Raw genomic sequence first — 22,690 nt, forward strand, 5'->3', positions numbered from 1 at the left:
GATCCCTTCGAATATCCAACGCTTGATCTAGGCCGTTCGTGGCCTTCAGACAACCTCGGTTCGGAGCCATTCGGTCAGCGCTTGAACGGTCGCTTCCGGCCGCTCGGCTTGCGGCAGGTGCCCACAGCGATCGAGGATCACGAGCCTGGCGCCGGCGATCCCCTCGGCCATCTCCTTGGAGAAGGCGTTGGGGATGGTGTTGTCGGCATCGCCCGTCAGCACCAGCGTCGGGCATTTGATTGTCGCTAAGGTCGGCCGCGAATCCGCCCGCGCGATGATCGCGGCCTGCTGCCGCAGATAGCCCTCGACGCCGACGTCCTCGTCCTGCGCATGCACGAGCCTGAGAATCTCGGCATCGTCGCGCCGCGACGGATGCACGAGCTCCGGAAAACTCTCCTCGCGCACGGCACGGAGCTCACCGCGTCTGGCGCGCTCCATCTGGGCACGGCGGCGCGCGGTGGCCTCCGGCGAGTCGGGCCGCGCCTGCGTGTTGATCAGCGCGAGTTTTGTCACGCGCTCGCTGGCCTGGCGCATGATCTCGAAGGCGATGTAGCCACCCATGGAATGGCCGACGAGGGCAAAGCACGGCGGCGCCTCGGCGAGGATGCGGCGGGCGATCGCAACCATGCTGTCGTCGCGGATGTGGTTGGCGACCGTCACCGGCCCGAAACGCCAGAGCGCAGGGATCACGGGCGCATAGATCCGGGCCGAGGACGCCAGCCCCGGAACCAGCACAATGGGGGTGGTCTGGTCCATTATTGCCTCGCAAGCCCAGGAAATTGCCGGAAATTGTGCGTCCGAGCTTTAAGGGTGGGAGGAGGCCTGTCAAATATGCAAAAACGCATGTGAATCGGCCCTCTCTCGCTTTGACGTGCACACGCGGGGGGCTTATGAAGCGGGCTCATGACACAACATGACAACGATCCCGCCTGGCCGGACCACAAACCGACCGCGCTCCTCGTGCTTGCCGACGGCACGGTGCTGGAGGGCTTTGGTCTCGGCGCCGAGGGCCACGCCGTCGGCGAGGTCTGCTTCAACACCGCAATGACCGGCTATGAGGAGATTCTGACCGATCCCTCCTATGCCGGCCAGCTCATCACCTTCACCTTCCCGCATATCGGCAATGTCGGCACCAACGACGAGGATATCGAGACGGTGAACATGGCCGCGACGCCCGGCGCGCGCGGCGTGATCCTGCGCACCGCGATCACCAATCCCTCGAACTACCGCGCCACCAAGCATCTCGACGCCTGGCTCAAGGCGCGCGGCATCATCGGGCTCTCCGGCATCGACACCCGCGCGCTGACCGCGCTGATCCGCTCCAAGGGCATGCCGAACGCCGTGATCGCGCACTCGAAGTCTGGCGAGTTCGACCTGCACGGCCTCAAGGAGGAAGCGCGCGAGTGGCCGGGGCTCGAAGGCATGGACCTCGTGCCGATGGTGACGAGCGGCCAGCGCTTCACCTGGGACGAGATGCCCTGGGCCTGGGACAAGGGCTTCGGCCGCCAGGACAAGCCCGAGTTCAACGTCGTCGCCATCGACTACGGCATCAAGCGCAACATCCTGCGCCTGCTCGCCGGTGTCGGCTGCAAGGTGACGGTGGTGCCGGCGACGACCCCCGCCGAAGACATCCTGGCGTTGAAGCCGGACGGCGTGTTCCTGTCCAACGGTCCGGGCGATCCGGCTGCGACCGGCAAATATGCCGTGCCCGTGATCCGCGACGTGATCAAGTCGGGCACGCCGACCTTCGGCATCTGCCTCGGCCACCAGATGCTGGGCCTTGCCGTCGGCGCCAAGACCAAGAAGATGCATCAGGGCCATCACGGGGCCAATCACCCCGTGAAGGACGAGACCACCGGCAAGGTCGAGATCACCTCGATGAACCACGGTTTTGCCGTTGACGAGACGACGCTGCCGAAGGGCGCGACGCAGACCCACATTTCCTTGTTTGATGGGTCCAACTGCGGCATCCAGCTCGACGGCAAGCCGGTATTCTCCGTGCAATACCATCCCGAGGCCTCACCCGGCCCGCGCGACTCGCATTACCTGTTCCAGCGCTTCGCCGACCTGATGCGGCAGAGGAAGAGGGCGTAAGGCGCGTTCTCCACGGATACTTCACGACAGAAGCCCGGGCTCGCCCCGGGCTTTTCGTCACTCCGGGGCGCGCGTAGCGCGAGCCCGGAATCCATCTGGCAACAGACTTGCAGTGTCATGGATTCTCTGATGCGCAATTGCGCATCATAGCTCGACGCTGCGCGTCGCCCCGGAATGACGGTGGAACGAGGAACGTCGCCGCACGCGTTTGGTTGATCCCTGCTATTCTTGCGCAGGAGCACAGCCATGTCCGTCCTCCGCGACAAGGCCGAGCCGCTCGCCATTGTTTTCGAGGATGACGGGCTCGTGCCGAACAACATCCTTCCGTTCCTGGTCTACCAGGGCGCGGTGAAGCTCGACCCAAAGCGCCCGGAAGAGACCATCGAGAATCTGTTCGAAGCGAACGGCTGGGGCGGGACGTGGCGCAACGGCGTCTACGATTATCTGCATTATCATGCGACGGTGCATGAGGTGCTCGGCGTCGCGCGCGGCAGCGCCCGCGTGCGTTTCGGCGGCGATCACGGCCAGGAGCTTCAGATCAAGGCCGGCGACGTTGCGATCCTGCCCGCCGGCACCGGACATCAATGCGTCAAGGCGAGCGATGATTTTTGCGTGATCGGCGCCTATCCGCCAGGCGCAAAAATGGAGATCACGCGCGCAACGCCGGAGAACCATGCGAAAGCGCTGAAGACGATTCCGCAAGTGGCGCTGCCGCCGGCTGATCCCGTGACGGGGAAGGACGGCGCGCTGATGCGGTTGTGGCGGTAGCCACACGCGTGGTGCAGTAGGGTGGGTTAGCCAAAGGCGTAACCCACCTCTTCTGTTTCCGCGGACAGAGACAGTGGTGGGTTACGCCTTGCAGATGCGCTTCGCGCTTCTGCGAGGCTAACCCACCCTACGCATCCCGTTACGCCTCGTTGCCGCCCTCCTGCCTCGTCGCTTCAAACAGGAACCAGGTCCGGCGCTCGGTCTCGTCGATGAAGTTCTCCAAAATGCTGGCGCTGGCGACGTCGCCGGCCTCGTCGCAGACGTCGTGCGCCTTGCGCATCGCGGCTGCGACGTGCTTGTTGTCCTGCATCAGCTCGCGCAGCATCTCGCGCGGCGGAACGTAGTCCTCGTTGTTGTCCTTGATGGTCTGGAGCTTTGCGACCTGGCCGATCGACTTCAGCGTGGTGCCGCCGATCTTGCGGACGCGCTCGGCGAGCTGGTCGGTGGTGGCGAAGATCTGGTCGGACTGCTCGTCGAGCAGCAGGTGGTAATCGCGGAAGTGGCGCCCGCTGATGTGCCAGTGGAAATTCTTGGTCTTCAGATAAAGCGCGAACGCGTCGGCCAGAAGCACGTTGAGCGCCTCAGAGACTTTCTTGACCCCGTCGGGCGACAGATCCGTGGGGGTATCGAGTTCGGGCGAGACCTTGTTGTTGGTTTTGCTCACGGGAGACCTTCCTGTTAGGACGCGGACATTGACGGCGCGCCGCCGCACCCCTAACGCAAGGTGGGCAGCGCGGTTCCTAAATAGGAACCCCTGGGCGGGATACCAATGGACGATTGGATCGATTATTACGACTCGACGCATACGATCTATGTCAGCAAGCTGCATCGCAACTTGCACTTCCAGATCATTGCGCGGGACATCATCGGCTACATCCCCTCGCCCGATGCGACGGTGCTGGACTATGCCTGCGGCGAAGCGCTGTCGGCGAGCCAGGTGGCAGCCGCCTGCGGCATGCTGATCCTGGCCGAGCCCGCGCCGGGCGTGCGCGGCCGGCTGATCGCGCGGTTTGCCCCAAACACCAAGATCCGCGTCCGCTCGCTCGAGGACGTCCGCAAGATGCAGGATCAGTCGATCGATCTCGTCGTGATGAACTCGGTCGCACAATACATGACGCCGGACGAGCTCGATGCGGCGCTATTGAACATCCGCCGCATCCTGAAACCCTCCGGCAAGCTGGTGCTGGGCGACATCCTACAGCCCAATGTCGGCATGGTCAGGGATGTGATGGCGCTGCTCGGGTTCGGCCTGCGTCACGGATTTCTGAAGGACGCGCTGATCGGGCTGATCAGCACCGCGCTGTCGGATTATCGCCAGCTGCGCTCGAAGATCGGACTGCAGCGCTACAGCGAGGACGAGATCACGGCCAAGCTGAAGGCGGCGGGCTTCGCGGTCCAGCGCGCCCACAGCAATATCGGGCACAACCGCTGGCGCATGACCTTCATCGCGAGGCCGCCTCTGGTCCGTTAAGCATAACGATCAGCTGAGGTGGCCTGGCGCACGCCGATCGGGAATAATCCTGATGGCCCGGTGGCGGAAATGTCTACGCGGGGGCGGTGCATCGCTCTTCATCCTGGTTCAAATCCAGGCCGGGTCTCCACGCTTCGCCCCTGCGGGGCTACGCGTGGCGCAGCCACGCAAGACCCGAAGGGGCGAAGCGTGTCCGGCGTAGCTGGAGCATAGCGGAAGCGGAGACGGACTGCCCGCCCGCCCCGACGATGCCGGCAACGCACCGTCAAACCCCTGAAAATTGGCGGTTGATGGGCGTTTTTCGGGGTTTCGCCGCTCCAAAAACTGGTTTAAGACCCACCCGCGCGCGAGGGAGACCCCGCGCTCTCGCCAAATGGGGACGCGCGGCAAGCGCGCCCTTTTTTTGTGCCCAGATCCCAGCCCGTGAGCGGTGATGCCCAAACGAACCGACATCTCGACCATCCTGATCATCGGCGCCGGTCCCATCGTGATCGGCCAGGCCTGCGAGTTCGACTATTCGGGCACGCAGGCGGTGAAGACGCTGAAGGAAGAGGGCTATCGCATCGTCCTCGTCAATTCCAACCCGGCCACCATCATGACCGACCCGGAATTGGCGGATGCGACCTATATCGAGCCGATCACGCCCGAGATCGTTGCCAAGATCATCGAGAAGGAACGTCACGTCATTCCCGGCGGCTTCGCGCTGCTCCCGACCATGGGCGGCCAGACCGCGCTGAACTGCGCGCTGTCGCTGCGCCGCCAGGGCACGCTGGAGAAGTTCGACGTCGAGATGATCGGCGCCACCGCCGACGCCATCGACAAGGCGGAAGACCGCCAGCTCTTCCGCGAGGCCATGACCAAGATCGGGCTCGAGACGCCGAAGTCTCGGCTCGCCAACGCCTCCGAGCTGAAGAAGTCGTTCCGCGAGAAATACCAGGCTGAACGCGAGAAGCTGTCGGGCGCCGCGCTCGAAGAGCTCGATCGGCAGTGGACGCTCGGCGAGAGCGAGCGTCGCAAGCGCTACCAGGAATACGCTTTCGGCCAGGCCATGATGGCGCTGTCCGAGATCGGCCTGCCCGCGATCATCCGCCCCTCCTTCACGATGGGTGGCACCGGCGGCGGCATCGCCTACAACAAGGAAGAGTTCCTCGACATCATCGAGCGCGGCCTTGACGCGTCTCCCACCAACGAAGTGCTGATCGAGGAGTCCGTGCTCGGCTGGAAAGAGTACGAGATGGAGGTGGTGCGCGACAAGAAAGACAATTGCATCATCGTCTGCTCGATCGAGAACCTCGATCCGATGGGCGTGCACACCGGCGATTCCATCACGGTGGCGCCGGCGCTGACGCTGACCGACAAGGAATATCAGATCATGCGCGACGCCTCGCTGGCGGTGCTGCGCGAGATCGGGGTCGAGACCGGCGGCTCCAACGTTCAGTTCGGCGTCAATCCCGAAGACGGCCGCATGGTCGTCATCGAGATGAATCCGCGCGTGTCGCGCTCCTCCGCGCTGGCTTCGAAAGCCACCGGCTTTCCGATCGCCAAGGTCGCCGCCAAGCTCGCGGTCGGCTACACGCTCGACGAGATCGCCAATGACATCACCGGCGGTGCCACGCCGGCGTCATTCGAGCCGACCATCGACTACGTCGTCACCAAGGTGCCGCGTTTTGCCTTCGAGAAATTCCCGGGCGCCTCGACCACGCTGACCACCTCGATGAAATCGGTCGGCGAGGTCATGGCGATCGGCCGCACCTTCCAGGAAAGCCTGCAAAAGGCGCTGCGCGGGCTCGAGACGGGATTGACCGGCCTCGACGAGATCGAGATCGAGGGCCTCGGCCGCGACGACGACAAGAACGCGATCCGCGCCGCGCTCGGCACTCCGACGCCGAACCGCATCCTCCAGGTCGCCCAGGCCATGCGGCTCGGCTGGTCAAACGAGGACATCTTCAACTCCTGCAAGATCGATCCGTGGTTCCTCGCCGAGATGCGCGGCATCGTCGAGATGGAGGAGAAGGTCAGGAAGAACGGCCTGCCTGGCAACGCCTTCGGCATGCGCACGCTGAAGGCCATGGGCTTCTCCGACGCGCGGCTCGCCGTGCTCGCCGAGACGACGGAGGCCGAGGTCAAGGCCAAGCGCCACGCGCTCGGCGTCCACCCGGTGTACAAGCGCATCGACACCTGCGCGGCCGAGTTCGCTTCGCCCACCGCCTACATGTACTCGACCTATGAGGCGCCGTTCGCCGGCCTGCCCGCGGACGAGAGCGCGCCGTCCGACAAGAAGAAGGTCATCATTCTCGGCGGCGGTCCCAACCGCATCGGCCAGGGCATCGAGTTCGACTATTGCTGCTGTCACGCCTGCTTCGCGCTGCACGACGCCGGCTACGAATCCATCATGGTCAACTGCAATCCGGAGACGGTGTCGACCGACTACGACACCGCCGACCGGCTCTATTTCGAGCCGCTCACCGCCGAGGACGTGCTGGAGATCATCGCCAAGGAGCGCAGCAACGGCACCCTGCACGGCGTGATCGTGCAGTTCGGCGGCCAGACCCCGCTGAAGCTGGCGCGTGCGCTGGAAGCCGCCGAAGTGCCGATTCTCGGCACCTCACCCGACGCCATCGACCTCGCCGAGGACCGCGACCGCTTCAAGCGCGTGCTCGACAAGCTGCGCCTCAAGCAACCGAAGAACGGCATCGCCTATTCGGTCGAGCAGGCCCGCCTCGTCTCCGCCGATCTCGGCCTGCCGCTGGTGGTGCGCCCGTCCTACGTGCTCGGCGGCCGCGCGATGCAGATCATCCGCGAGGAGAACCAGCTCAACGATTATCTGCTCGGCACGCTGCCGGAGCTGGTGCCGGCCGACGTCAAGGCGCGCTATCCGAACGACAAGACCGGCCAGATCAACACCGTGCTCGGCAAGAACCCGCTGCTGTTCGACCGCTATCTGTCGGATGCCACGGAAATCGACGTCGACTGCCTGTGCGACGGCAAGGACACCTTCATCGTCGGCATCATGGAGCACATCGAGGAAGCCGGCATCCATTCCGGCGACAGCGCCTGCTCGCTGCCGCCGCACTCGCTCGATGCGGAAATGATCGAGGAGCTGGAGCGGCAGACCCGCGAGCTCGCGCTCGGCCTCGACGTCATTGGCCTGATGAACGTGCAATACGCCATCAAGGACGGCGAGATCTACGTGCTCGAGGTCAATCCGCGCGCCTCGCGCACGGTGCCGTTCGTCGCCAAGGTGGTCGGCACGCCGGTCGCCAAGATCGCCGCGCGCATCATGGCCGGCGAGAAGCTTGCCGATTTCAAGCTGAAGAAGGCGGCGCTCAAGCACGTCGGCGTCAAGGAATCGGTCTTCCCGTTCGCACGCTTCCCCGGCGTCGATACCGTGCTCGGCCCCGAGATGCGCTCGACCGGCGAGGTCATGGGGATCGACCGCTCGTTTGCGGTCGCCTTCGCCAAGAGTCAGCTCGGCGGCGGCACGCGGGTGCCGCGCAAGGGCACTGTGTTCGTCTCGGTGCGCGAAAGCGACAAGACGCGCATCGCGGATGCCGTGCGCGAATTGCATTCGCTCGGCTTCAAGGTGCTGGCGACCTCGGGCACGGCGCGCTTCCTGACCGACCAGGGCATCCCGACCGAGAAGGTGAACAAGGTGCTGGAAGGGCGGCCGCACATCGTCGATGCCATCACCAATGGCGACGTCCAGCTCGTCTTCAACACCACCGAAGGCCCGCAGGCGCTGGCCGACAGCCGCTCGCTGCGGCGCGCGGCCCTCTTGCATAAAGTGCCATATTACACCACTCTTTCCGGGGCCGTGGCGGCCGCGCAGGGCATCCGCGCCTATTTGGGTGGGGACCTTGAGGTTCGTACCCTGCAGAGCTACTTTTCGGAAACCTGATCGCTAGCGGCAGCGAAGCTTCCGCTAAGTGATTGGCAATGAAGCCACAATGGCCGGAGGAACCGATCCGGCCAGGTGGCAGTTCTGTTCCGGCGCTAAAGCCCATATCTGTCAAGGTCCGGTAGCCCCTCTTTGGGCTCTGGAGGACTGACGAATCAAGGTTGCGGCGCCCATCCGCATTCTGGGGCGCACGATCGAAGGACGAGAGAGACGATGGAAAAGGTTCCGATGACCCAGGCCGGCTTTGTCGCGCTCGGGGAAGAATTGAAGCAGCGCCAGTCCGTGGACCGTCCGCGGATCATCGAGCATATCGCGGAGGCGCGCTCGCACGGAGACCTGTCGGAGAACGCGGAATATCATGCCGCGAAGGAAGAGCAGTCGCACAATGAGGGTCGCATCGCCGAGCTCGAGGACAAGCTCGCGCGCGCCGACATCATCGACATCTCCAAGCTCTCCGGCGACACCATCAAGTTCGGCGCCACCGTGACGCTGGTCGATGAGGATACCGAGAAGAAGACGGTGTGGCAGATCGTCGGCGAGGTCGAGGCGGACGCCAAGAAGGGCCGGATCTCGATCACCTCGCCGCTCGCGCGCGCATTGATCGGCAAGAAGAAGGGCGCCACGGTCGAGGTCAACACGCCGGGCGGCGCCAAGGCGTACGAGATCACCAAAGTGGAGTGGCGGTAAGGACTTGCTGCTGCGTCTGCTGACGTTTCGAAAAGGCCGCGCAGTGCGCGGCCTTTTTGGCGTGTTGCTGGAGTTGTGGCGGACACACGTTCTCACCACACGTCATTGCGAGCGGAGCGAAGCAATCCAGACTGCCTCTGCGGAAAGACACTGGATTGCTTCGCTCCGCTCGCAATGACGGAGAGGACCGTGGACTGGTCTTCACCTCTCCCCGTAAGAACGGGGAGAGGGAGAAGACCCTACCGTCGTCCCTTCACCTCGAGCGGCACGGCCGCCTCGTACTTCGAATTGTGCAGCACCAATGACGTGCGCACGTTGCGGACATGCGGTGCCGCCGTCAGATGCGTGACGAAATCCTGGAAAGTCGCCATGTCGGGTGCGACGCATTTCAGGATGAAATCGACCTCGCCGGACAGCATCCAGCATTCCCGCACCAGGGGCTCGGCGCGGACGAACTCCTCGAACGCGCGCAAATCCGCTTCGGCCTGGCTGGACAGGTGCACGGCGGCGAAAACGGTCACGTCGAAGCCCAGCTTGCGTGCGTCCAGGAGGCCGCGATAGCCGTGGATGTAACCCTCCTCCTCCAGCGCCCGGACGCGGCGCAGACAGGGGGGCGGCGAGATGCCGACGCGCTTGGCCAGCTCGACATTGGTGATTCGACCGTCGGCCTGAATCTCGGTGAGAATTTTCAGGTCGATCTCGTCTAGGTTCCGCGACACGTGATTGGAACTCCTGGCCTTTGCGGCGGTATTGGGTGACTTGTCGAAATCCTCATAGCCCAATCCGCACCGCCGGCGCAATTTTATTGCGCGTGCAGCGCAATCGACTTTTGTTCCCTGTTGGAAAAATCCGCCGATAGGGAATGCAATTCTTGCATGGCTCGCCAGATTGCTTAGATTAGCTCTGATATTTCAGCGCCTCCGCTAGGCCTCCCGGCACATTCCGCGCCCGCGCTGCAAATCCCCCGTGAAAGGCGTCCATCGAAATGTCCGCTCCTGTTCATGCAAAGGTCGTCATCATCGGCTCCGGCCCCGCTGGCTACACCGCCGCGATCTACGCCGCGCGCGCGATGCTTGAGCCGATCCTGATCCAGGGCATCCAGCCCGGCGGCCAGCTCACCATCACGACCGACGTCGAGAACTATCCAGGCTTCGCCGACGTGATCCAGGGCCCTTGGCTGATGGAGCAGATGGAGAAGCAGGCGGTCCATGTCGGCACCAAGATCGTCTCCGACCTGGTGACCAAGCTGGAGACGGCGCAGCGGCCGTTCCGCCTCACCTGCGACTCTGGCGACGTCTATCTCGCCGAGACCGTGATCCTGGCCACCGGCGCGCAGGCGCGCTGGCTCGGGCTGCCGTCGGAAGCCAAGTTCCAGGGCGGCGGCGTGTCGGCCTGCGCCACCTGCGACGGCTTCTTCTACCGTGGCAAGGAGGTGATCGTGGTCGGCGGCGGTAACACCGCAGTCGAGGAAGCCCTGTACCTCACCAACCATGCCTCGCAGGTCACGATCGTGCATCGTCGCGATCATTTCCGGGCCGAGCGCATCCTGCAGGAGCGCCTGTTCAAGCATCCGAAGATCAAGGTGATCTGGGACGCCGCGGTCGACGAGATCTGCGGCACCGAGAATCCCAACAAGGTCACTCATGTCCGGCTCAAGAACGTCAAGACCGGCGCGCTCACGGACGTCAAGGCCGACGGCATCTTCATCGCCATCGGGCATGCGCCCGCGACCGAGCTGGTCAAGGATCAGGTCAAGCTGAAACCCTCCGGCTATATCGAGGTCGCCCCGAACTCGACCGCGACCTCGGTGCCCGGCCTGTTCGCCGCCGGCGACGTCGCCGACGAAACCTATCGCCAGGCCGTGACGGCCGCCGGCCTCGGCTGCATGGCCGCACTCGAAGCCGAACGTTTCTTGGCCCTTCGCGCCAGCGAGCGCGCGGCAGCGGAATAGAATCATGCCCCGAACACGCGACGGATTTACGGATATGGACTGGGACAAGCTGAAGGTGTTTCACGCCGCGGCGGAAGCGGGCAGCTTCACGCATGCGGGCGAGCAGCTTGGCCTGTCGCAATCGGCGGTGTCGCGCCAGGTCTCGGCGCTGGAGCAGGAGCTCTCGGTCTCGCTGTTCCACCGCCACGCCCGCGGCCTGATCCTTACCGAGCAGGGCGACCTGTTGTTCCGCACGGCGCATGACGTGTTCATGCAGCTGCAGGCGGCGCGCGCCAAGCTGACCGACAGCCGCGAGCGGCCGAGCGGCGATCTCAAGATCACCACCACGCCCGGCGTCGGCATCAACTGGCTGATCCCGCGGCTCGGCGAATTCACCGCGCTCTATCCGGAGATCCGCATCTCGCTGATCGTCACCGACGAGGAGCTCGATCTGTCGATGCGCGAGGCTGATGTCGCGATCCGCACCCGCAAGCCGACCCAGCCGGATCTGATCCAGCGCAAGCTGTTCGCGATGGGCTTCCACGCCTATTGCTCGCCGGAATACATCAAGCGCTTCGGCACGCCGCGCACGCTGGAGGAGCTCGACTCCCACCGCATCATCACGCTCTCGGACGGCAACTTCGCGCCGCACCTGCAAAACCGCAACTGGCTGATCGAAGCCGGGCGCAACGGCTCGGGTCCGCGCGAAGCCTACTTCAAGGTCAACAACATCCTCGGTCTCGTGCGCGCCTGCGCGCAGGGCCTCGGCATCGCCGCCCTGCCCGATTACCTGGTCGAGGAGCAGAGCAAGCTCGTGCAGCTGTTCGGCGAGTCGGACTCGATCCAGCTCGACACCTACTTCGTCTATCCCGAGGAGTTGAAGACGGTCGCGCGCGTGCAGGTGTTCCGTGACTTCGTGGTGAGCAAGGCGCAACGCTGGCCGTCCTGATTTCCGCATGACTGACATGCGGCCTCGGCTGTTGCTGCAAGGCACTCGGCAAGCCCATAATGTTTGCACGCTGAGCCTTCGCGTTGCGCATTTGTCCCCCTCCTCCAGTGGCGCGGGAGTTCAGTAATCCCTCTTGGAAGGTGATTGTGTCGGCCTCACGTGGCCAATACCTAAGCCGGGCCCTCGGGTCCGGCTTTTTTTCGTCAAAATGTGCTTCGCTCTCCGCGTGTGTTGACAGTTCCGCGCATACCCCGCATCATTCGCCCATGATCACGAAGTCGTGCGCAATCGTTTCGAAAAAAGGCCCCCATCCGGGGGCCTCGGAATATTGCGCGCGCTAAGCTGACTTCGTCATCGCGAGCCAATCCCGAAAACCCCGCCGCCTGGACGGGGTTTTTTCATGTGCCCTCCGTCTCAGGCATTTTTCCCGAGAAGGAGATGGAAACATGACCGGACTACGAGACCACTTGCATGGGCTGTGGTTGCCGCTGGTGACGCCGTTCCAGGACGGCGCGCTGGACGAGAGGTCGCTGCGGCGGCTGACCCGGCACTATTGCGCGCACGGCATCGACGGCTTCATCCTGGGCGCGACATCTGGTGAAGGCATGACACTGCGCGCGGCCGAGCTCGAACGTCTCGTCGCCGTGGTGCGCGAGGAGATGGCGACCGCCGGCCGCAACTTGCCGATCTGCCTCGGACTGTCGGGCGCGGACACCTCGCGTCTGCAGGAGCGCCTCGACGAGACCGCGGACTGGCCGATCGACGGTTACCTGATCGCCAGCCCCTATTATGTGCGGCCGTCGCAGCGCGGCCTGCTGGCGCATTTCGAGGCGCTCGCCGACCACGCGGCATGGCCGATCGCGCTCTACAACATTCCCTATCGCTGCGCCGTCAACATCACCAACCAGACCATGCTGCGCCTTGCCGAGCACAAGAACATCGTCGGCCTGAAGGATTGCGGCGCGAGCCGGGAGCAATCGATCGCGCTCTTGCGCGACCGGCCGAAGGGCTTTCGCGTGCTCACCGGCGAGGACGCCAATTTCTTCGTGGCGCTCAGTGACGGCGCTGACGGCGGCATCGTGCTCTCAGCCCATGTCGAGACCGCGACGTTCGCGGCAATCTATAGCGAGCACAAGCGCGGCAACCACGATGCGGCGCTGGCGCGCTGGCACGAGGTCGCCGAGCTGACGCGGCTGTTGTTCGCCGAGCCGAGCCCCGCGCCGGCGAAGTACTGGCTGTGGCGATCCGGCCTGATCGACAGCCCGGAGGTGCGCCTGCCGATGGTGGAAGTGAGCAGCGAGCTCGCGGCAACGATCGATCGCGAGATCGAGCGACGGGTGACGATCGCGGCGTAGTTTCTCTCCGTGCACGCTGCTCTTCCTTCTCCCCTTGTGGGAGAAGGTGGCGCGAAGCGCCGGATGAGGGGTTTTCTCCAAGCGCAAGACTGTTTGTGTGGAGACAGACCCCTCACCCGTCTCGCCGCTCCGCGGCGAGCCACCCTCTCCCACAAGGGGAGAGGGTGAAGCGTGCCCGTTTGGTTAACCGCGCCCCAACGGCCTTCGCAGCTGCCGCAATCCGTATCCACGTCTCGTTTACGTGACTGCGCCTATCGTTCTGTCCAAAGTTACCGAAGGGGAAATGACCATGGGGTATCGCACCCGGCCTACCGCCGCGAGCCAGTTCGCGCCCGCCGATCTCTTGAAGGGAATTCTCGTCGTCTCGTCGTTCGGGTTCTGGGCCGTGATGCTCGGCCTGATGCCGGTGCTGCTGTTTCGTGTCTGGCTGGTCGGCTGAAGCTTCGCGCGCGGGATGGTTAATCCGTGGTAGCACCTGTGTTCAAAATGCACGGGCAGATGCGATCCGGATCTTAAAACATCGCTGCTATCACTGACGTCCATAAGCGAAGAAATCGCGGGGGCGTTTGTGAATAGTCAGAATGAAATGGCGTCGCATTTCGACGCCGAACAGCAGGGCTTCAGCACCGAGGACATTCTCTGGGCCGTCGGCATCTGGTCGGTAATCCTGACCCTGTCGCCGGTCATCGTGTTCTACATGCTGATGGTGGCGTGAGCGAAATCAGAAACGCAAAACGCGCGGACTTCCGCGCGTTTTTCGCCGTTCGACATGATCAATGAAAATTAAGCTGCCTGCTTGTGCATTGCGCCGGAGGCCGACGCGGTGCCGCGGATAGCCTTCACCGAACGCTCGATCGCCGCCCAGAGCCTGGCGATTTCCTGAGCCGCACGGCTCTCGGCCTGATACTCGCGCGCGCCTTCGCCGTGGCTGAGCGCCATCAGCAGATCCGAACGATTGGTGATCTGGCCGCCCCACACCGGAGCGCGGAATTTCGCCAGTGCTTCGCGGGCGATGGTGACGATCGGGCTTTCGGCTTCGTCGCGCTTGGCCGGGGCACCGTTGAGCACGACCGCGTAGGGCTTGCGCGCCGCGCGGCACATCTGGATGGTTTCCTGCACGGCGTTGACGTCGAACACGCCGGGACGCGCCGGGATGACCACCATGGTGGCGTTCTTGATCGCGTCGTCGACGACGGCCGACAGGTTCGGCGGCGTGTCGATCAACACCCATTCATAACCGTCGCGCTTGGCCGCGGAGACGATGCCGCTGACGGAGTTGACGGCAGCCTTGATCGGGGGCTCGTTGGTGCCGCGGAGCTTGTGCCACAGCGTCAGGGAGCCCTGCGGATCGGCGTCAACCAGCATGACCTGCTTGCTCGCCTTGATCTGCGCGGCGAGATGCGCGGCGAGGGTACTCTTGCCCGAACCGCCTTTACGTGATGCGAAAACAATGACGTTCATACCTTCCGCCTCCAGATTGACCCCAGGCCGCGAAAATGAATCAGCGCGCTGATTCGTGAAAGAAAAATTTGTCGGGAGCTGCGCGACAGCCACGAAATAACAAGACGTGTTGGCTTTTGAGTCACACTGCTTCGCAGGACGGAGACACGGGCCGCATCGAAATGCCGCCCGTGCGGGGCGTCTGTGCGCTTTTTAAGCAACGCGCGGGACAAAGTGGAATGCAACCTTGCCGCGCAATCCTGCCCACGCATCTTTTCAGGCGCGCCCGTCGATCGACGCAAGCCTTCCGGCGTCGTGCGAACAAAACGAGTCCGCAATCTGTCGCGAAGCCGATGTCAGGGCCGGAACGAGGAAAGCGCGCGATGGCGCGGCTTTGGTCGCCGGGCGCTCAGCCTTGGCTGGATTTCTTCTTCGGCGCCGGCTTGGCGGTCTTCTTCGCAGCCTTGGGCGCGATCTGGGTCGGCTTGCCGGCGCGCTGCTCGCGCGGCGCCGGTCCGCGGCGGAAGAACACCGCGCATTGCGGCGAGAGCTGCGCCTTCTTCTTGATCATGCAGGCGGTGATGGCATCGACGTTCGGGACGAACTCGCCGCACAGCCGCATCGCGTCCGGCGTGCAGGCCTGCTGCTCCTCCTGGGTGTAGGCGAAACCGGCGCGCGGCAGCGCCAGGATGGCCAGGGCAAGCGCGAGGCTTGCAACGGCCAAGGGCTTTGCAAAGGACTTGAAGCGAAACGCCGGCATCGATCCCCCCACATCACGAGTCAGCGCGAATAGTGGGTGAACGGCGGTTCGTTGGCAACCGAGGGCAAGTGCGAAAGCCGGCACGTGTGCGCTCTCGGCAACAGGTCAGGGGCCTCGGCAGTTCCGGGAAACGAAACGAAGGCGCCGCTGTCGGCCCCAAACACAAAAGTGCGAAAACAACCCCATGCACAGTAGCCAAGTCATTGCAAACACTCAGGTCGCCAAATTTTAGGATTTTTCGAAGCCAAATTTGACTTGTCGGGCAAAACAGGGGCATCATGTCACCCTCAAGAAGATGCGCGTGGGGTGGCCGGCCTGTCTCCTGCGCTGGTCGAAAAGCGCACACGAGGAGGACAATGACATGACGGGGAATGAAGCGGAGCTGCCGCTGTCGGGTGTGACGGTGGTTTCGCTGGAGCAGGCGATCGCGGCGCCGCTGGCGAGCCGGCACCTCGCCGATTGGGGCGCGCGGGTGATCAAGATCGAGCGGCCGGGCAGCGGCGATTTCTGCCGCGACTACGATCATGTGATGAACGGCATGTCGAGCCAGTTCGTCTGGACCAACCGCTCCAAGGAAAGCCTCGCCATCGACATCAAGAGCCCCGAGGGCCGCAAGGTGCTCGACGCCCTGCTGCCGCGCACCGATGTGTTCATCCAGAACCTCGCGCCCGGCGCGGCCGAGCGGCTCGGCCTCGATGCCGCATCGCTCACGCGCAAATATCCGCGCCTGATCGCCTGCGACGTCTCCGGCTATGGCACTGATGGCCCCTACAGCGACAAGAAGGCCTATGATCTCCTGGTGCAGTGCGAGGCCGGCGTGCTCGCCATCAACGGCACCGAGGCTGAGCCGGCCAAGGTCGGGCTATCCGTCGTCGACATCGCCACCGGCATGTACATCCTCAACGGGGTGCTGATGGCGCTGTACGCCCGCGAGCGCACGGGCAAGGGCACGGCCTTCCAGGCCTCGCTGTTCGATTCCATCACGGACTGGATGAGCTATCCCGCGTTCTACACGATGAGTACCGGCCGGCCGCTGCCGCGCACCGGCGCCAAGCATGCGACGATCGCGCCTTACGGCCCGTTCCGCGTCGGCGACGGCAACACGATCTTTTTCGGCATCCAGAACGATCGGGAATGGCGCTCGCTGTGCCGCATCGTGCTTGATGATGCCGGCTTCGCCGACGACCCGCGCTTCCGCACCAATCCGCTGCGCATGCAGAACCGTGACGAGTTGCAATCGCATATCGAGCAGCGCTTTGCATCGATGACCAGCGAGGAAGTGCTGCGGCTGCTGGACGAAGCGGCGATTGCCAACGCGCACCTGAACTCGGTCGAGGCTTTCTTAGCTCATGAGCAGCTGCACGCCCGCGCGCGGGTGAGACGCGTGGGATCGCCGTGCGGACCGGTGATGAGCTTCCTGCCCGCACTCACCATTCCCGGCGTGACGCCGCGGATGGATCCGGTGCCTGACGTCGGCGAGCACAACGCGAAGATCCTCGGCGAACTCGGCCTCGGTGAGGGAGCGTGAGAATGGCCTCGCAGCGCCCGACGCGGGCTTATCTCGCCGTCCCCGCACATCGCGCCCGTGTCGTCGCCAAGGCGGCGGCATCATCGGCGGACGCGGTGTTCATGGACCTCGAAGACGCCGTGCCGCCCGCGGAGAAGGGCGTTGCGCTGACGGAAGCCGTCCGCGCGCTGTCCTCGCTCGACTGGGGCCACAAGCACGTCGCGGTCAGGCTCAATGCGGTCGACAGCCCGTTCATCGCGGAGGAGCTCCGCACCCTGGCGGCCCTGCCCCGGCTGGATGCCGTGATCGTGCCGAAGGCGGAGCGGGTGAGTGACATCGTCGCCATCGCCGGTCAGCTGCACGCGGCCGCGCCCGATCGGGCCGCGCCTGTTACGCTCGAGCTGCTGATCGAGACCGCGCTCGGCCTCGTCAATGTCGACGCCCTCGCCGCGTGCCACGACAGCGTGGCCGCGCTGCATCTCGGCGTCGGCGACCTCGCGGCCTCGCTCGGCGCCCGCACCTCCGACATCGGCATCTCGCCGGATGGCTACCGCCACGTCGGCTCAGCGCAAACCGGCTACGCCTCCGCGCCGCTCGACCTGTTCGCCTACCCGATGATGCGCCTGCTCGTCGCCGCGCGCGCGTGCGGCCTGCGCGCGATCGACGGCCCCTGCGGCGCGTTCCGCGATGCCGGGCTGACCGAGGCCAGCGCGCAAAAGGCCGCGGCGATGGGCTTTGACGGCAAGCAGGTGATCCACCCCGACCAGATCGAGCCGACGCTGCGCGCGTTCACGCCCTCGGCCGAAGAGCTGGCCCAGGCGCGGCGGATCGTCGAAGCCATGGAGCAAGCCGAGTCGCTGGGACAGGGCGCGGTGACGCTGGACGGCAAGATGATCGACTACGCCAATGTGCGCATGGCGCGGAGGATCATTGGGCTGGGGTCGTAGGGATCGAAACGCGCGCTGAGGCGGTGTCGCCGTACAGCCAGCTAACGGGCCTGGATCGCGCCACGCTGAGCAATCGCAGCACGATTGCAATCACTTTGCCTTTGCACGCAAAGGTCGCTAGGCTGCTCCGATACATATTGCAGGGAGGGGCTACATGGCAAACCGCGAAGACATGCTCGCATTGATCAGGGCCGGCTACGCAGCGCGCGACGGCGGCGACACCGATAGTCTGGTGACGGCCTTTCATCCCGAGGGCGCATTCACCCTGATGGGCGACAAGAGTGCGCTCGAATTGACAGGACGCATGCAGGGCCACCCGACCCTGCGCGAAGCTTTCCATCAATTCACCGAAGGCTTCGGCTTCGAAGGCCGCGAGATCCTCGCCGAACTGGTCGACGGCGATCGCGTCGCCGTCCACTCCCGCGTCACCGTGCGCTATCACCCGACCGGGAAAGCGGTCAGCACCGAGATCGTGGACCTGTTCACATTTCAGGATGGCAAGATCGCGGAGCTGGTCGAGTTTGCGGATACGGCGCAGATCAAGGCGATGATCTCCTGACGCGCAATGGGATGAATCGAAGCGTCCTCGCGTTACGCCAGAAGATGAATGTCAGTCGGCTCCGGGGCTGCACCCGCGGCCGTCAACATCGCGTGGACCTGACCTCGATGGTGGGTCTGGTGATTGAAGAGTTGAATAGCAACGAGCGTCTTTGGCTTCTCGATTCGAGTTGAACCGTCCCCAGGGTACCAGAAAAGCATCCCGTTCAGGTCCGCGTCGCGCAATCGCGCTGACCACGCTTCGATTTCCTCGTTCCGTTGCAAGCGGAGCGCCTTGAAGGAATCCCAATCCGAGGGACTTGTGAGGGAATGCTTGATGGTTTCCTCCGGACGCGCGTTCCCTTTCAGCCGCTCCAGTATCAAGGCATCAGCCCAATAGAGATGGTTCAACGTAGCTGCAATCGACTGGAAGAACGCCCCTCGGTCTTGCCAGCGATCCTCGTGGGTCAGCCCGTCGGCGGCCGTTACCAAAGAGGCGTTCTGCCAAGTATTGTAGCGGGCCATAAGGCGGCAGTATTCGGCTGAGATCATTTTCTCAGGCTCCAAAGGTTGTCGATGTTGGCTGATCTCGGGACGTTGCCCCAGACGTGAGGAAGTTACGGTGACAGCAGAAAATTGGTCGTCACCAGTGGTCAATGGGACGCCCCTACGGAATCGGGGGTTGGTGCACTGTCACCGAAATATCCGTTCATGCTGGCCAGGCTGCCGGGCCTGCCGCCGATCGCCGCCGGCGCCATCGTGCTGTTCGCGGCGATGCCGCCCGGTGCGAACGCGTACATCTTCGCGTGCAGTATCAGCGGCTGGTGAACCCGGCGTTGGGCGCAGTGGCGCTGGGCACGCTGCTGGCGGCGACGACGCTGCCGGTGATGGTGTGGGTGGTGGCGAGGTGAGGCGTCGAAGGCTTTGCCGGCGACGCCTCACGGCCTAGCTGCGCCCAGTCCATCATTAGCGCAGGCCGAAGAACGAGAGCACCGCAGCAATCACGACGATCAGCCCGATGATATAGATGATACCGTTCATAGCTCAGATCCCTCAGCGTTGTCAGTCCTGCCGCAGCTACAAACACCTGGGGTCGTGAAAAGGTTCGCCGGTGCTCGCCGCCGTTTTCTTGCAGTATCGGGGAACGAAAACGAACGATCCTGCTTCGGCGCGCTGGAGCCCTCGCACCACCCGCGATAGTTTTGCGTTTACACGCAAAGGTCGCTAGTGTGCCTTGATACGTCGTAGGGAGGGTAACATGGCACAGCGCGAAGACATGCTCGCAACGATCCGGCACGCCTACGCCGCACGCGGCGACGATGACGTTGAGGGCTTGGTGACGACCTTTCATCCCGAGGGCGCATTCACTTTGAAGGGCGACAAGAGCACGCTCGAACTGGCAGGAAGCGTGCAGGGTCACCCAGCCCTGCGAGGGGCTTTCGGTCAATTGATCGAGGACTTCGGCTTCGAAAATCGCAAAATCCTTGCCGAGCTGGTCGACGGTGACCGCGTCGCGGTCCATTCCCGCGTTGACGTCCGCTACCATCCAACTGGAAAGACGTTCAGCACCGAGCTTTTGGACCTGTTCAGATTTCAGGATGGCAAGATCGTCGAGCTGATCGAGTTTGCGGATACGGCGCAGGTCAAAGCGGTGATCGCGTGACAAACTACGCGTATTTGCGGTGACGGCGCACAAAATTGCGTCGGACTTCCAGATAGCGCGCCCTGTGGAGATTAGTGCACTATCATCGTAATTCTGACTTCTCGAGAAGCGGAGATGACTAGAAAGGAAGCATTGTTGAAGGCAAAGCGTATCCGCAAGAGCGGTACGGGCACGGATACTCAGTATGAGGAGTGCATACGCGAGCACTTACCTTACGAAATTAGTATGCTCAGGGGACTCTACGGCAAGCTTCTATCCAACCATGACCAACTCGAAGCGAATGCCTTTATCGAGTCGTTTTTCTTGCACGCCCGAAATCTCGTCGCGTTCTTCAGGAATGACACCGATTGCGGCTTCGATCCTCGATACTTCACCAAGCAAGATTATAAAGTGGCCGGGAATTTCGTGCCCGCAGGTCTAGTCAAGAAAGTCAACCAGCAGATACAGCATCTCGGCTCCGATCGAACCGACAGGGGCGCGCTAAAGCTGGGACCGCCTGAGCGCGCAACGATTTATGACCTTTTAGAAAGGGAGATTGAGCGCTTTGAGCGCTCGCTAGAGCCTCCGTTTAAGCTGGACTGCCACGTCGCGTCAATCGGGACCACAATCACAGTCTCTATGCGCGCAACAACCACAAATGCGATCATCGTGCATTCCTCTGCACAATCGGCCGGTGAACTAAAGTCCGATGAATAGAGAATGGACAGCTCGCAAGTGGCGGAGTGACGCAGTTAATTCTCGGTGGCTAGCGTCGCGAATACCGCGACCTACACGATAGCCAATTTGTGCACTGTCCCCGTAACATATGTGGAAATCCCGTGCACTGTCAGCGTAACCGAGTATTCAAAGGGGACCGCTTCACCGGCGTCACGCGCGTTCTCTCCGGACTACAAGACTTGAAGCTTGCCAATCAATTGGAGCTCACAACCTTCGGTTTGTCGTTGCGATAGAGGAGCTATGGTGGCAGGCGTAACAACGGGGACGCATTCACGGCAAGGCGTGTCCATAATTGCCGCCCTTATTCATTTGCAGAGTATGAGAAAATCTTATGCACCCAGCGCCCGCTTTGAAAGTCTATATCCCTGACCCAACTAACGCCGAGTGTGAAGACTCATCTGCAAGGTTCCGCGATACGCTGGTCGCTGAGTTTCAACTTCCTTTTGAAGAAACCGATATCGGCACAGGCGCTAGTGAACAGGCCTTCTGGACCGTGCTGACCGATGCATGGCCCGTTGTTGCAGCCATTGCAGTCTTGTTCAGCGGCAAGAAGATCGAAGAGAACATAGAGGCTTGGCAGAAGCTCTTTAAGAGACTGGGACCGTTTATTGACCGCGGAGCGATATTCGATCGTGAGGGCGCTGCTATACTTGCGATGGATGGACTTCGATTGGCCCTCGGCAGATTGCCGGACACGGTACGTCTTGTCGGATATCACACCGACTCGCTCCTAAATTGGGTCAACGACTCCCCTGAAGTATGGCAAGCTGATCGAAGTCCCGTGTCAACTATTGACCCGCCACTGGATCAAGTTCAGGGAGCCACAATACATATCCTCCAGATCGAGGCGGACGGAAGAATGTTCAAAGTCGTAGTTCAAGGTTCAAGAGTCTTTACGATGGAACTGTAGCGCATCCGGCTCGTCGCGCTACTAAATCGAACAAACATTGTGCGCTAAACGATCGATCGCTGGTACAGTTGGGTGGGCTCGAACCACCGACCTCCTGTTCCACAGACAGGCGCTCTAACCAACTGAGCTACAACTGCATCCTTGCGAGCCGCGCCTTGGGCTGCCTGAAAAGGCTTGATGCCTGAGGGGGCTGGACGGGGCGGAAACTAGGTGCAACGGCCCGGTTTGGCAAGGCCGCAATGGGGTGAAAAACCGGGTGAAATCATCGTCGGTGCGGGGAAATCGGGCGGGGTGGCGGGCTCGGAGTGTTGCGCTCCCCTGTGCCGCTAGCGCGGCCGCATATGACGCGGTTATGGCGCTTCGCCTCCACATCGTCATGGCCGGGCTTGTCCCGGCTATCCACGGCTTATGCCCGCGGCACCAAGAACGTGGATGCCCGGGCCTTCGCCGCGCCGAAGCGGCTTCGGCCGCGCAGGCGGGACAAGCCCGGGCATGACGACCATTCTTGGATTTCCGCATGGGGAAGCGGGAGAGGCGAAGAAAAAACCCGGGCCTTTCGGGCCCGGGTTTCGCTGGCTTACATCGATCCGACCGCTCAGGCGGCGGACGGATAGTACTTGGAGGCGCTGGCCTTGATCGGCTCGGCGGTCTCATTGGCGACGCGCTGGGTGAGCTCGACCAGCTCCTTGGCCTGGGCCTGGTAGGTCTCGAGCTGCTTGCGGGCGTGGCCGGTCCACAGCTCCATCGCTTCGGTCGGCGACTTGGCGCCGAACAGCTGCTGGGCGAAGTCGAGCTGGGCGCTCGAATTGGCCTTCATGAACTCGACCAGCTTGGCGGTGTACTCGCTCGCGCCCTTGGAGGCCGAGGTGAACACGGCCTCGACGGTGCCGTTATGGGTCTCGGCGGCGTCCTTGAACTTGGCGTAGTTCTCGCGGGCCTGCGCCGCGCCCTTCTCGGCGAACGCACGCACCTGCTCGGGAACCTCGAACGGGATGATCGAGGCAGAAAACGGATCAGTCGCACCTGTCATGTTGGTCCCTCACGCTAATTGAAAAAA

The 22,690-nt window shown here is 63.1% G+C and carries 23 protein-coding genes and 1 tRNA gene; 16 read left to right on the forward strand and 8 right to left on the reverse strand.

The genetic code is table 11. From position 1 onward, the window contains the following. Positions 1-45: 45 nt before the first annotated feature. Positions 46-756, reverse strand: coding sequence for an alpha/beta fold hydrolase (locus tag ACTEK7_RS24125; RefSeq protein WP_225148062.1), 711 nt, complete (start codon positions 754-756; stop codon positions 46-48). A gap of 147 nt (positions 757-903) precedes the next feature. On the opposite strand from ACTEK7_RS24125, the gene carA reads away from it, so the two are divergent. Together carA and ACTEK7_RS24135 are read left to right on the forward strand one after the other, a co-directional pair. Beyond that, the gene (gene carA, locus ACTEK7_RS24130; RefSeq protein ID WP_225114076.1) at positions 904-2,094 is read left to right on the forward strand and encodes a glutamine-hydrolyzing carbamoyl-phosphate synthase small subunit; all 1,191 of its coding nucleotides are present in this window, start codon (positions 904-906) and stop codon (positions 2,092-2,094) included. 246 nt (positions 2,095-2,340) lie between these two features. Next, positions 2,341-2,862 (forward strand): cupin domain-containing protein, encoded by a 522-nt coding sequence (locus ACTEK7_RS24135; protein WP_225148063.1) that lies wholly within the window; start codon positions 2,341-2,343, stop codon positions 2,860-2,862. A 139-nt stretch (positions 2,863-3,001) separates the two neighbouring features. Here the strand turns inward: ACTEK7_RS24135 and ACTEK7_RS24140 are convergent, their stop codons facing one another. Further along, the gene (locus ACTEK7_RS24140) at positions 3,002-3,526 is read right to left on the reverse strand and encodes a Dps family protein (RefSeq protein WP_036009542.1); all 525 of its coding nucleotides are present in this window, start codon (positions 3,524-3,526) and stop codon (positions 3,002-3,004) included. Between the two features lie 105 nt (positions 3,527-3,631). On the opposite strand from ACTEK7_RS24140, the gene ACTEK7_RS24145 reads away from it, so the two are divergent. From ACTEK7_RS24145 to greA, 3 genes are all read left to right on the forward strand, one after another. Next, positions 3,632-4,333: a class I SAM-dependent methyltransferase gene (locus tag ACTEK7_RS24145; protein ID WP_036030319.1), complete on the forward strand. Its 702-nt coding sequence runs from the start codon at positions 3,632-3,634 to the stop codon at positions 4,331-4,333. A gap of 433 nt (positions 4,334-4,766) precedes the next feature. Then, positions 4,767-8,231 carry a carbamoyl-phosphate synthase large subunit gene (carB, locus tag ACTEK7_RS24150; RefSeq protein ID WP_225148064.1) on the forward strand — a complete coding sequence of 1,155 codons (3,465 nt, stop codon included), beginning with the start codon at positions 4,767-4,769 and terminating at the stop codon, positions 8,229-8,231. A 213-nt stretch (positions 8,232-8,444) separates the two neighbouring features. Beyond that, positions 8,445-8,918 carry a transcription elongation factor GreA gene (gene greA / locus ACTEK7_RS24155; RefSeq protein WP_036009537.1) on the forward strand — a complete coding sequence of 158 codons (474 nt, stop codon included), beginning with the start codon at positions 8,445-8,447 and terminating at the stop codon, positions 8,916-8,918. A 239-nt stretch (positions 8,919-9,157) separates the two neighbouring features. On the opposite strand, the gene ACTEK7_RS24160 is transcribed toward greA, so the two are convergent. Next, entirely contained in the window at positions 9,158-9,637 is a 480-nt protein-coding gene (locus tag ACTEK7_RS24160) for an Lrp/AsnC family transcriptional regulator (RefSeq protein WP_008135853.1), read from the reverse strand. A 266-nt stretch (positions 9,638-9,903) separates the two neighbouring features. On the opposite strand from ACTEK7_RS24160, the gene trxB reads away from it, so the two are divergent. From trxB to ACTEK7_RS24185, 5 genes are all read left to right on the forward strand, one after another. Continuing rightward, complete coding sequence (trxB, locus tag ACTEK7_RS24165) at positions 9,904-10,869, forward strand: thioredoxin-disulfide reductase (protein WP_036009535.1); 966 nt, start codon at positions 9,904-9,906, stop codon at positions 10,867-10,869. A 4-nt stretch (positions 10,870-10,873) separates the two neighbouring features. Beyond that, positions 10,874-11,797, forward strand: coding sequence for a LysR family transcriptional regulator (locus ACTEK7_RS24170; RefSeq protein ID WP_025032176.1), 924 nt, complete (start codon positions 10,874-10,876; stop codon positions 11,795-11,797). A 446-nt stretch (positions 11,798-12,243) separates the two neighbouring features. Continuing rightward, a complete protein-coding gene (locus ACTEK7_RS24175) occupies positions 12,244-13,152 on the forward strand; it encodes a 4-hydroxy-tetrahydrodipicolinate synthase family protein (protein WP_225148065.1) in 909 nt (302 codons plus the stop codon). A 289-nt stretch (positions 13,153-13,441) separates the two neighbouring features. Then, on the forward strand, positions 13,442-13,591 hold the full coding sequence (locus ACTEK7_RS24180) for a hypothetical protein (RefSeq protein ID WP_167361666.1): 150 nt from the start codon (positions 13,442-13,444) through the stop codon (positions 13,589-13,591). A gap of 147 nt (positions 13,592-13,738) precedes the next feature. Next, positions 13,739-13,867: a hypothetical protein gene (locus tag ACTEK7_RS24185; protein WP_260345777.1), complete on the forward strand. Its 129-nt coding sequence runs from the start codon at positions 13,739-13,741 to the stop codon at positions 13,865-13,867. Between the two features lie 68 nt (positions 13,868-13,935). On the opposite strand, the gene ACTEK7_RS24190 is transcribed toward ACTEK7_RS24185, so the two are convergent. Both ACTEK7_RS24190 and ACTEK7_RS24195 read right to left on the reverse strand, forming a co-directional pair. Further along, positions 13,936-14,613 carry a ParA family protein gene (locus ACTEK7_RS24190; RefSeq protein ID WP_025032179.1) on the reverse strand — a complete coding sequence of 226 codons (678 nt, stop codon included), beginning with the start codon at positions 14,611-14,613 and terminating at the stop codon, positions 13,936-13,938. 388 nt (positions 14,614-15,001) lie between these two features. Next, entirely contained in the window at positions 15,002-15,352 is a 351-nt protein-coding gene (locus tag ACTEK7_RS24195) for a hypothetical protein (protein ID WP_036009533.1), read from the reverse strand. 361 nt (positions 15,353-15,713) lie between these two features. Here ACTEK7_RS24195 and ACTEK7_RS24200 point away from each other — a divergent pair, with 361 nt between their 5' ends. The 3 genes from ACTEK7_RS24200 to ACTEK7_RS24210 all read left to right on the forward strand — a co-directional run bounded on the left by ACTEK7_RS24200 (position 15,714) and on the right by ACTEK7_RS24210 (position 18,365). Next, entirely contained in the window at positions 15,714-16,880 is a 1,167-nt protein-coding gene (locus tag ACTEK7_RS24200) for a CaiB/BaiF CoA transferase family protein (RefSeq protein WP_225148066.1), read from the forward strand. 2 nt (positions 16,881-16,882) lie between these two features. Then, the gene (locus tag ACTEK7_RS24205; protein WP_225148067.1) at positions 16,883-17,806 is read left to right on the forward strand and encodes an HpcH/HpaI aldolase/citrate lyase family protein; all 924 of its coding nucleotides are present in this window, start codon (positions 16,883-16,885) and stop codon (positions 17,804-17,806) included. A 154-nt stretch (positions 17,807-17,960) separates the two neighbouring features. Then, the gene (locus ACTEK7_RS24210) at positions 17,961-18,365 is read left to right on the forward strand and encodes a nuclear transport factor 2 family protein (protein ID WP_225148068.1); all 405 of its coding nucleotides are present in this window, start codon (positions 17,961-17,963) and stop codon (positions 18,363-18,365) included. 32 nt (positions 18,366-18,397) lie between these two features. Here ACTEK7_RS24210 and ACTEK7_RS24215 read toward each other — a convergent pair whose 3' ends face one another. Next, complete coding sequence (locus tag ACTEK7_RS24215; protein WP_225148069.1) at positions 18,398-18,895, reverse strand: DinB family protein; 498 nt, start codon at positions 18,893-18,895, stop codon at positions 18,398-18,400. A 706-nt stretch (positions 18,896-19,601) separates the two neighbouring features. Here ACTEK7_RS24215 and ACTEK7_RS24220 point away from each other — a divergent pair. The 3 genes from ACTEK7_RS24220 to ACTEK7_RS24230 all read left to right on the forward strand — a co-directional run bounded on the left by ACTEK7_RS24220 (position 19,602) and on the right by ACTEK7_RS24230 (position 21,633). Then, positions 19,602-20,006, forward strand: coding sequence for a nuclear transport factor 2 family protein (locus ACTEK7_RS24220; protein ID WP_225148070.1), 405 nt, complete (start codon positions 19,602-19,604; stop codon positions 20,004-20,006). Positions 20,007-20,120: 114 nt separating this feature from the next. Continuing rightward, positions 20,121-20,702 carry a hypothetical protein gene (locus tag ACTEK7_RS24225; RefSeq protein ID WP_225148071.1) on the forward strand — a complete coding sequence of 194 codons (582 nt, stop codon included), beginning with the start codon at positions 20,121-20,123 and terminating at the stop codon, positions 20,700-20,702. Positions 20,703-21,054: 352 nt separating this feature from the next. Further along, complete coding sequence (locus ACTEK7_RS24230; RefSeq protein WP_225148072.1) at positions 21,055-21,633, forward strand: hypothetical protein; 579 nt, start codon at positions 21,055-21,057, stop codon at positions 21,631-21,633. A gap of 60 nt (positions 21,634-21,693) precedes the next feature. On the opposite strand, the gene ACTEK7_RS24235 is transcribed toward ACTEK7_RS24230, so the two are convergent. Both ACTEK7_RS24235 and ACTEK7_RS24240 read right to left on the reverse strand, forming a co-directional pair. Next, a tRNA-His gene (locus ACTEK7_RS24235) sits at positions 21,694-21,770 on the reverse strand. A gap of 458 nt (positions 21,771-22,228) precedes the next feature. Next, entirely contained in the window at positions 22,229-22,663 is a 435-nt protein-coding gene (locus tag ACTEK7_RS24240) for a phasin (protein WP_036030951.1), read from the reverse strand. Positions 22,664-22,690: the final 27 nt, after the last annotated feature.

The sequence above is a fragment of the Bradyrhizobium sp. JHI2711 genome, assembly GCF_056156565.1.

What these genes read in the sequence shown, in the direction of transcription:
- ACTEK7_RS24200 (WP_225148066.1), top strand. Translation starts at nt 15,714, where the DNA reads ATGACGGGGAATGAAGCGGAGCTGCCGCTGTCGGGTGTGACGGTGGTT.
- ACTEK7_RS24230 (WP_225148072.1), top strand. Translation starts at nt 21,055, where the DNA reads ATGCACCCAGCGCCCGCTTTGAAAGTCTATATCCCTGACCCAACTAAC.
- ACTEK7_RS24205 (WP_225148067.1), top strand. Translation starts at nt 16,883, where the DNA reads ATGGCCTCGCAGCGCCCGACGCGGGCTTATCTCGCCGTCCCCGCACAT.
- carA (WP_225114076.1), top strand. Translation starts at nt 904, where the DNA reads ATGACACAACATGACAACGATCCCGCCTGGCCGGACCACAAACCGACC.
- ACTEK7_RS24215 (WP_225148069.1), bottom strand. Translation starts at nt 18,895, where the DNA reads ATGATCTCAGCCGAATACTGCCGCCTTATGGCCCGCTACAATACTTGG.
- ACTEK7_RS24225 (WP_225148071.1), top strand. Translation starts at nt 20,121, where the DNA reads ATGACTAGAAAGGAAGCATTGTTGAAGGCAAAGCGTATCCGCAAGAGC.
- ACTEK7_RS24180 (WP_167361666.1), top strand. Translation starts at nt 13,442, where the DNA reads ATGGGGTATCGCACCCGGCCTACCGCCGCGAGCCAGTTCGCGCCCGCC.
- trxB (WP_036009535.1), top strand. Translation starts at nt 9,904, where the DNA reads ATGTCCGCTCCTGTTCATGCAAAGGTCGTCATCATCGGCTCCGGCCCC.
- ACTEK7_RS24175 (WP_225148065.1), top strand. Translation starts at nt 12,244, where the DNA reads ATGACCGGACTACGAGACCACTTGCATGGGCTGTGGTTGCCGCTGGTG.
- ACTEK7_RS24190 (WP_025032179.1), bottom strand. Translation starts at nt 14,613, where the DNA reads ATGAACGTCATTGTTTTCGCATCACGTAAAGGCGGTTCGGGCAAGAGT.
- greA (WP_036009537.1), top strand. Translation starts at nt 8,445, where the DNA reads ATGGAAAAGGTTCCGATGACCCAGGCCGGCTTTGTCGCGCTCGGGGAA.
- ACTEK7_RS24125 (WP_225148062.1), bottom strand. Translation starts at nt 756, where the DNA reads ATGGACCAGACCACCCCCATTGTGCTGGTTCCGGGGCTGGCGTCCTCG.
- ACTEK7_RS24170 (WP_025032176.1), top strand. Translation starts at nt 10,874, where the DNA reads ATGCCCCGAACACGCGACGGATTTACGGATATGGACTGGGACAAGCTG.
- ACTEK7_RS24240 (WP_036030951.1), bottom strand. Translation starts at nt 22,663, where the DNA reads ATGACAGGTGCGACTGATCCGTTTTCTGCCTCGATCATCCCGTTCGAG.
- ACTEK7_RS24135 (WP_225148063.1), top strand. Translation starts at nt 2,341, where the DNA reads ATGTCCGTCCTCCGCGACAAGGCCGAGCCGCTCGCCATTGTTTTCGAG.
- ACTEK7_RS24185 (WP_260345777.1), top strand. Translation starts at nt 13,739, where the DNA reads ATGGCGTCGCATTTCGACGCCGAACAGCAGGGCTTCAGCACCGAGGAC.
- ACTEK7_RS24220 (WP_225148070.1), top strand. Translation starts at nt 19,602, where the DNA reads ATGGCACAGCGCGAAGACATGCTCGCAACGATCCGGCACGCCTACGCC.
- ACTEK7_RS24195 (WP_036009533.1), bottom strand. Translation starts at nt 15,352, where the DNA reads ATGCCGGCGTTTCGCTTCAAGTCCTTTGCAAAGCCCTTGGCCGTTGCA.
- ACTEK7_RS24210 (WP_225148068.1), top strand. Translation starts at nt 17,961, where the DNA reads ATGGCAAACCGCGAAGACATGCTCGCATTGATCAGGGCCGGCTACGCA.
- ACTEK7_RS24145 (WP_036030319.1), top strand. Translation starts at nt 3,632, where the DNA reads ATGGACGATTGGATCGATTATTACGACTCGACGCATACGATCTATGTC.
- carB (WP_225148064.1), top strand. Translation starts at nt 4,767, where the DNA reads ATGCCCAAACGAACCGACATCTCGACCATCCTGATCATCGGCGCCGGT.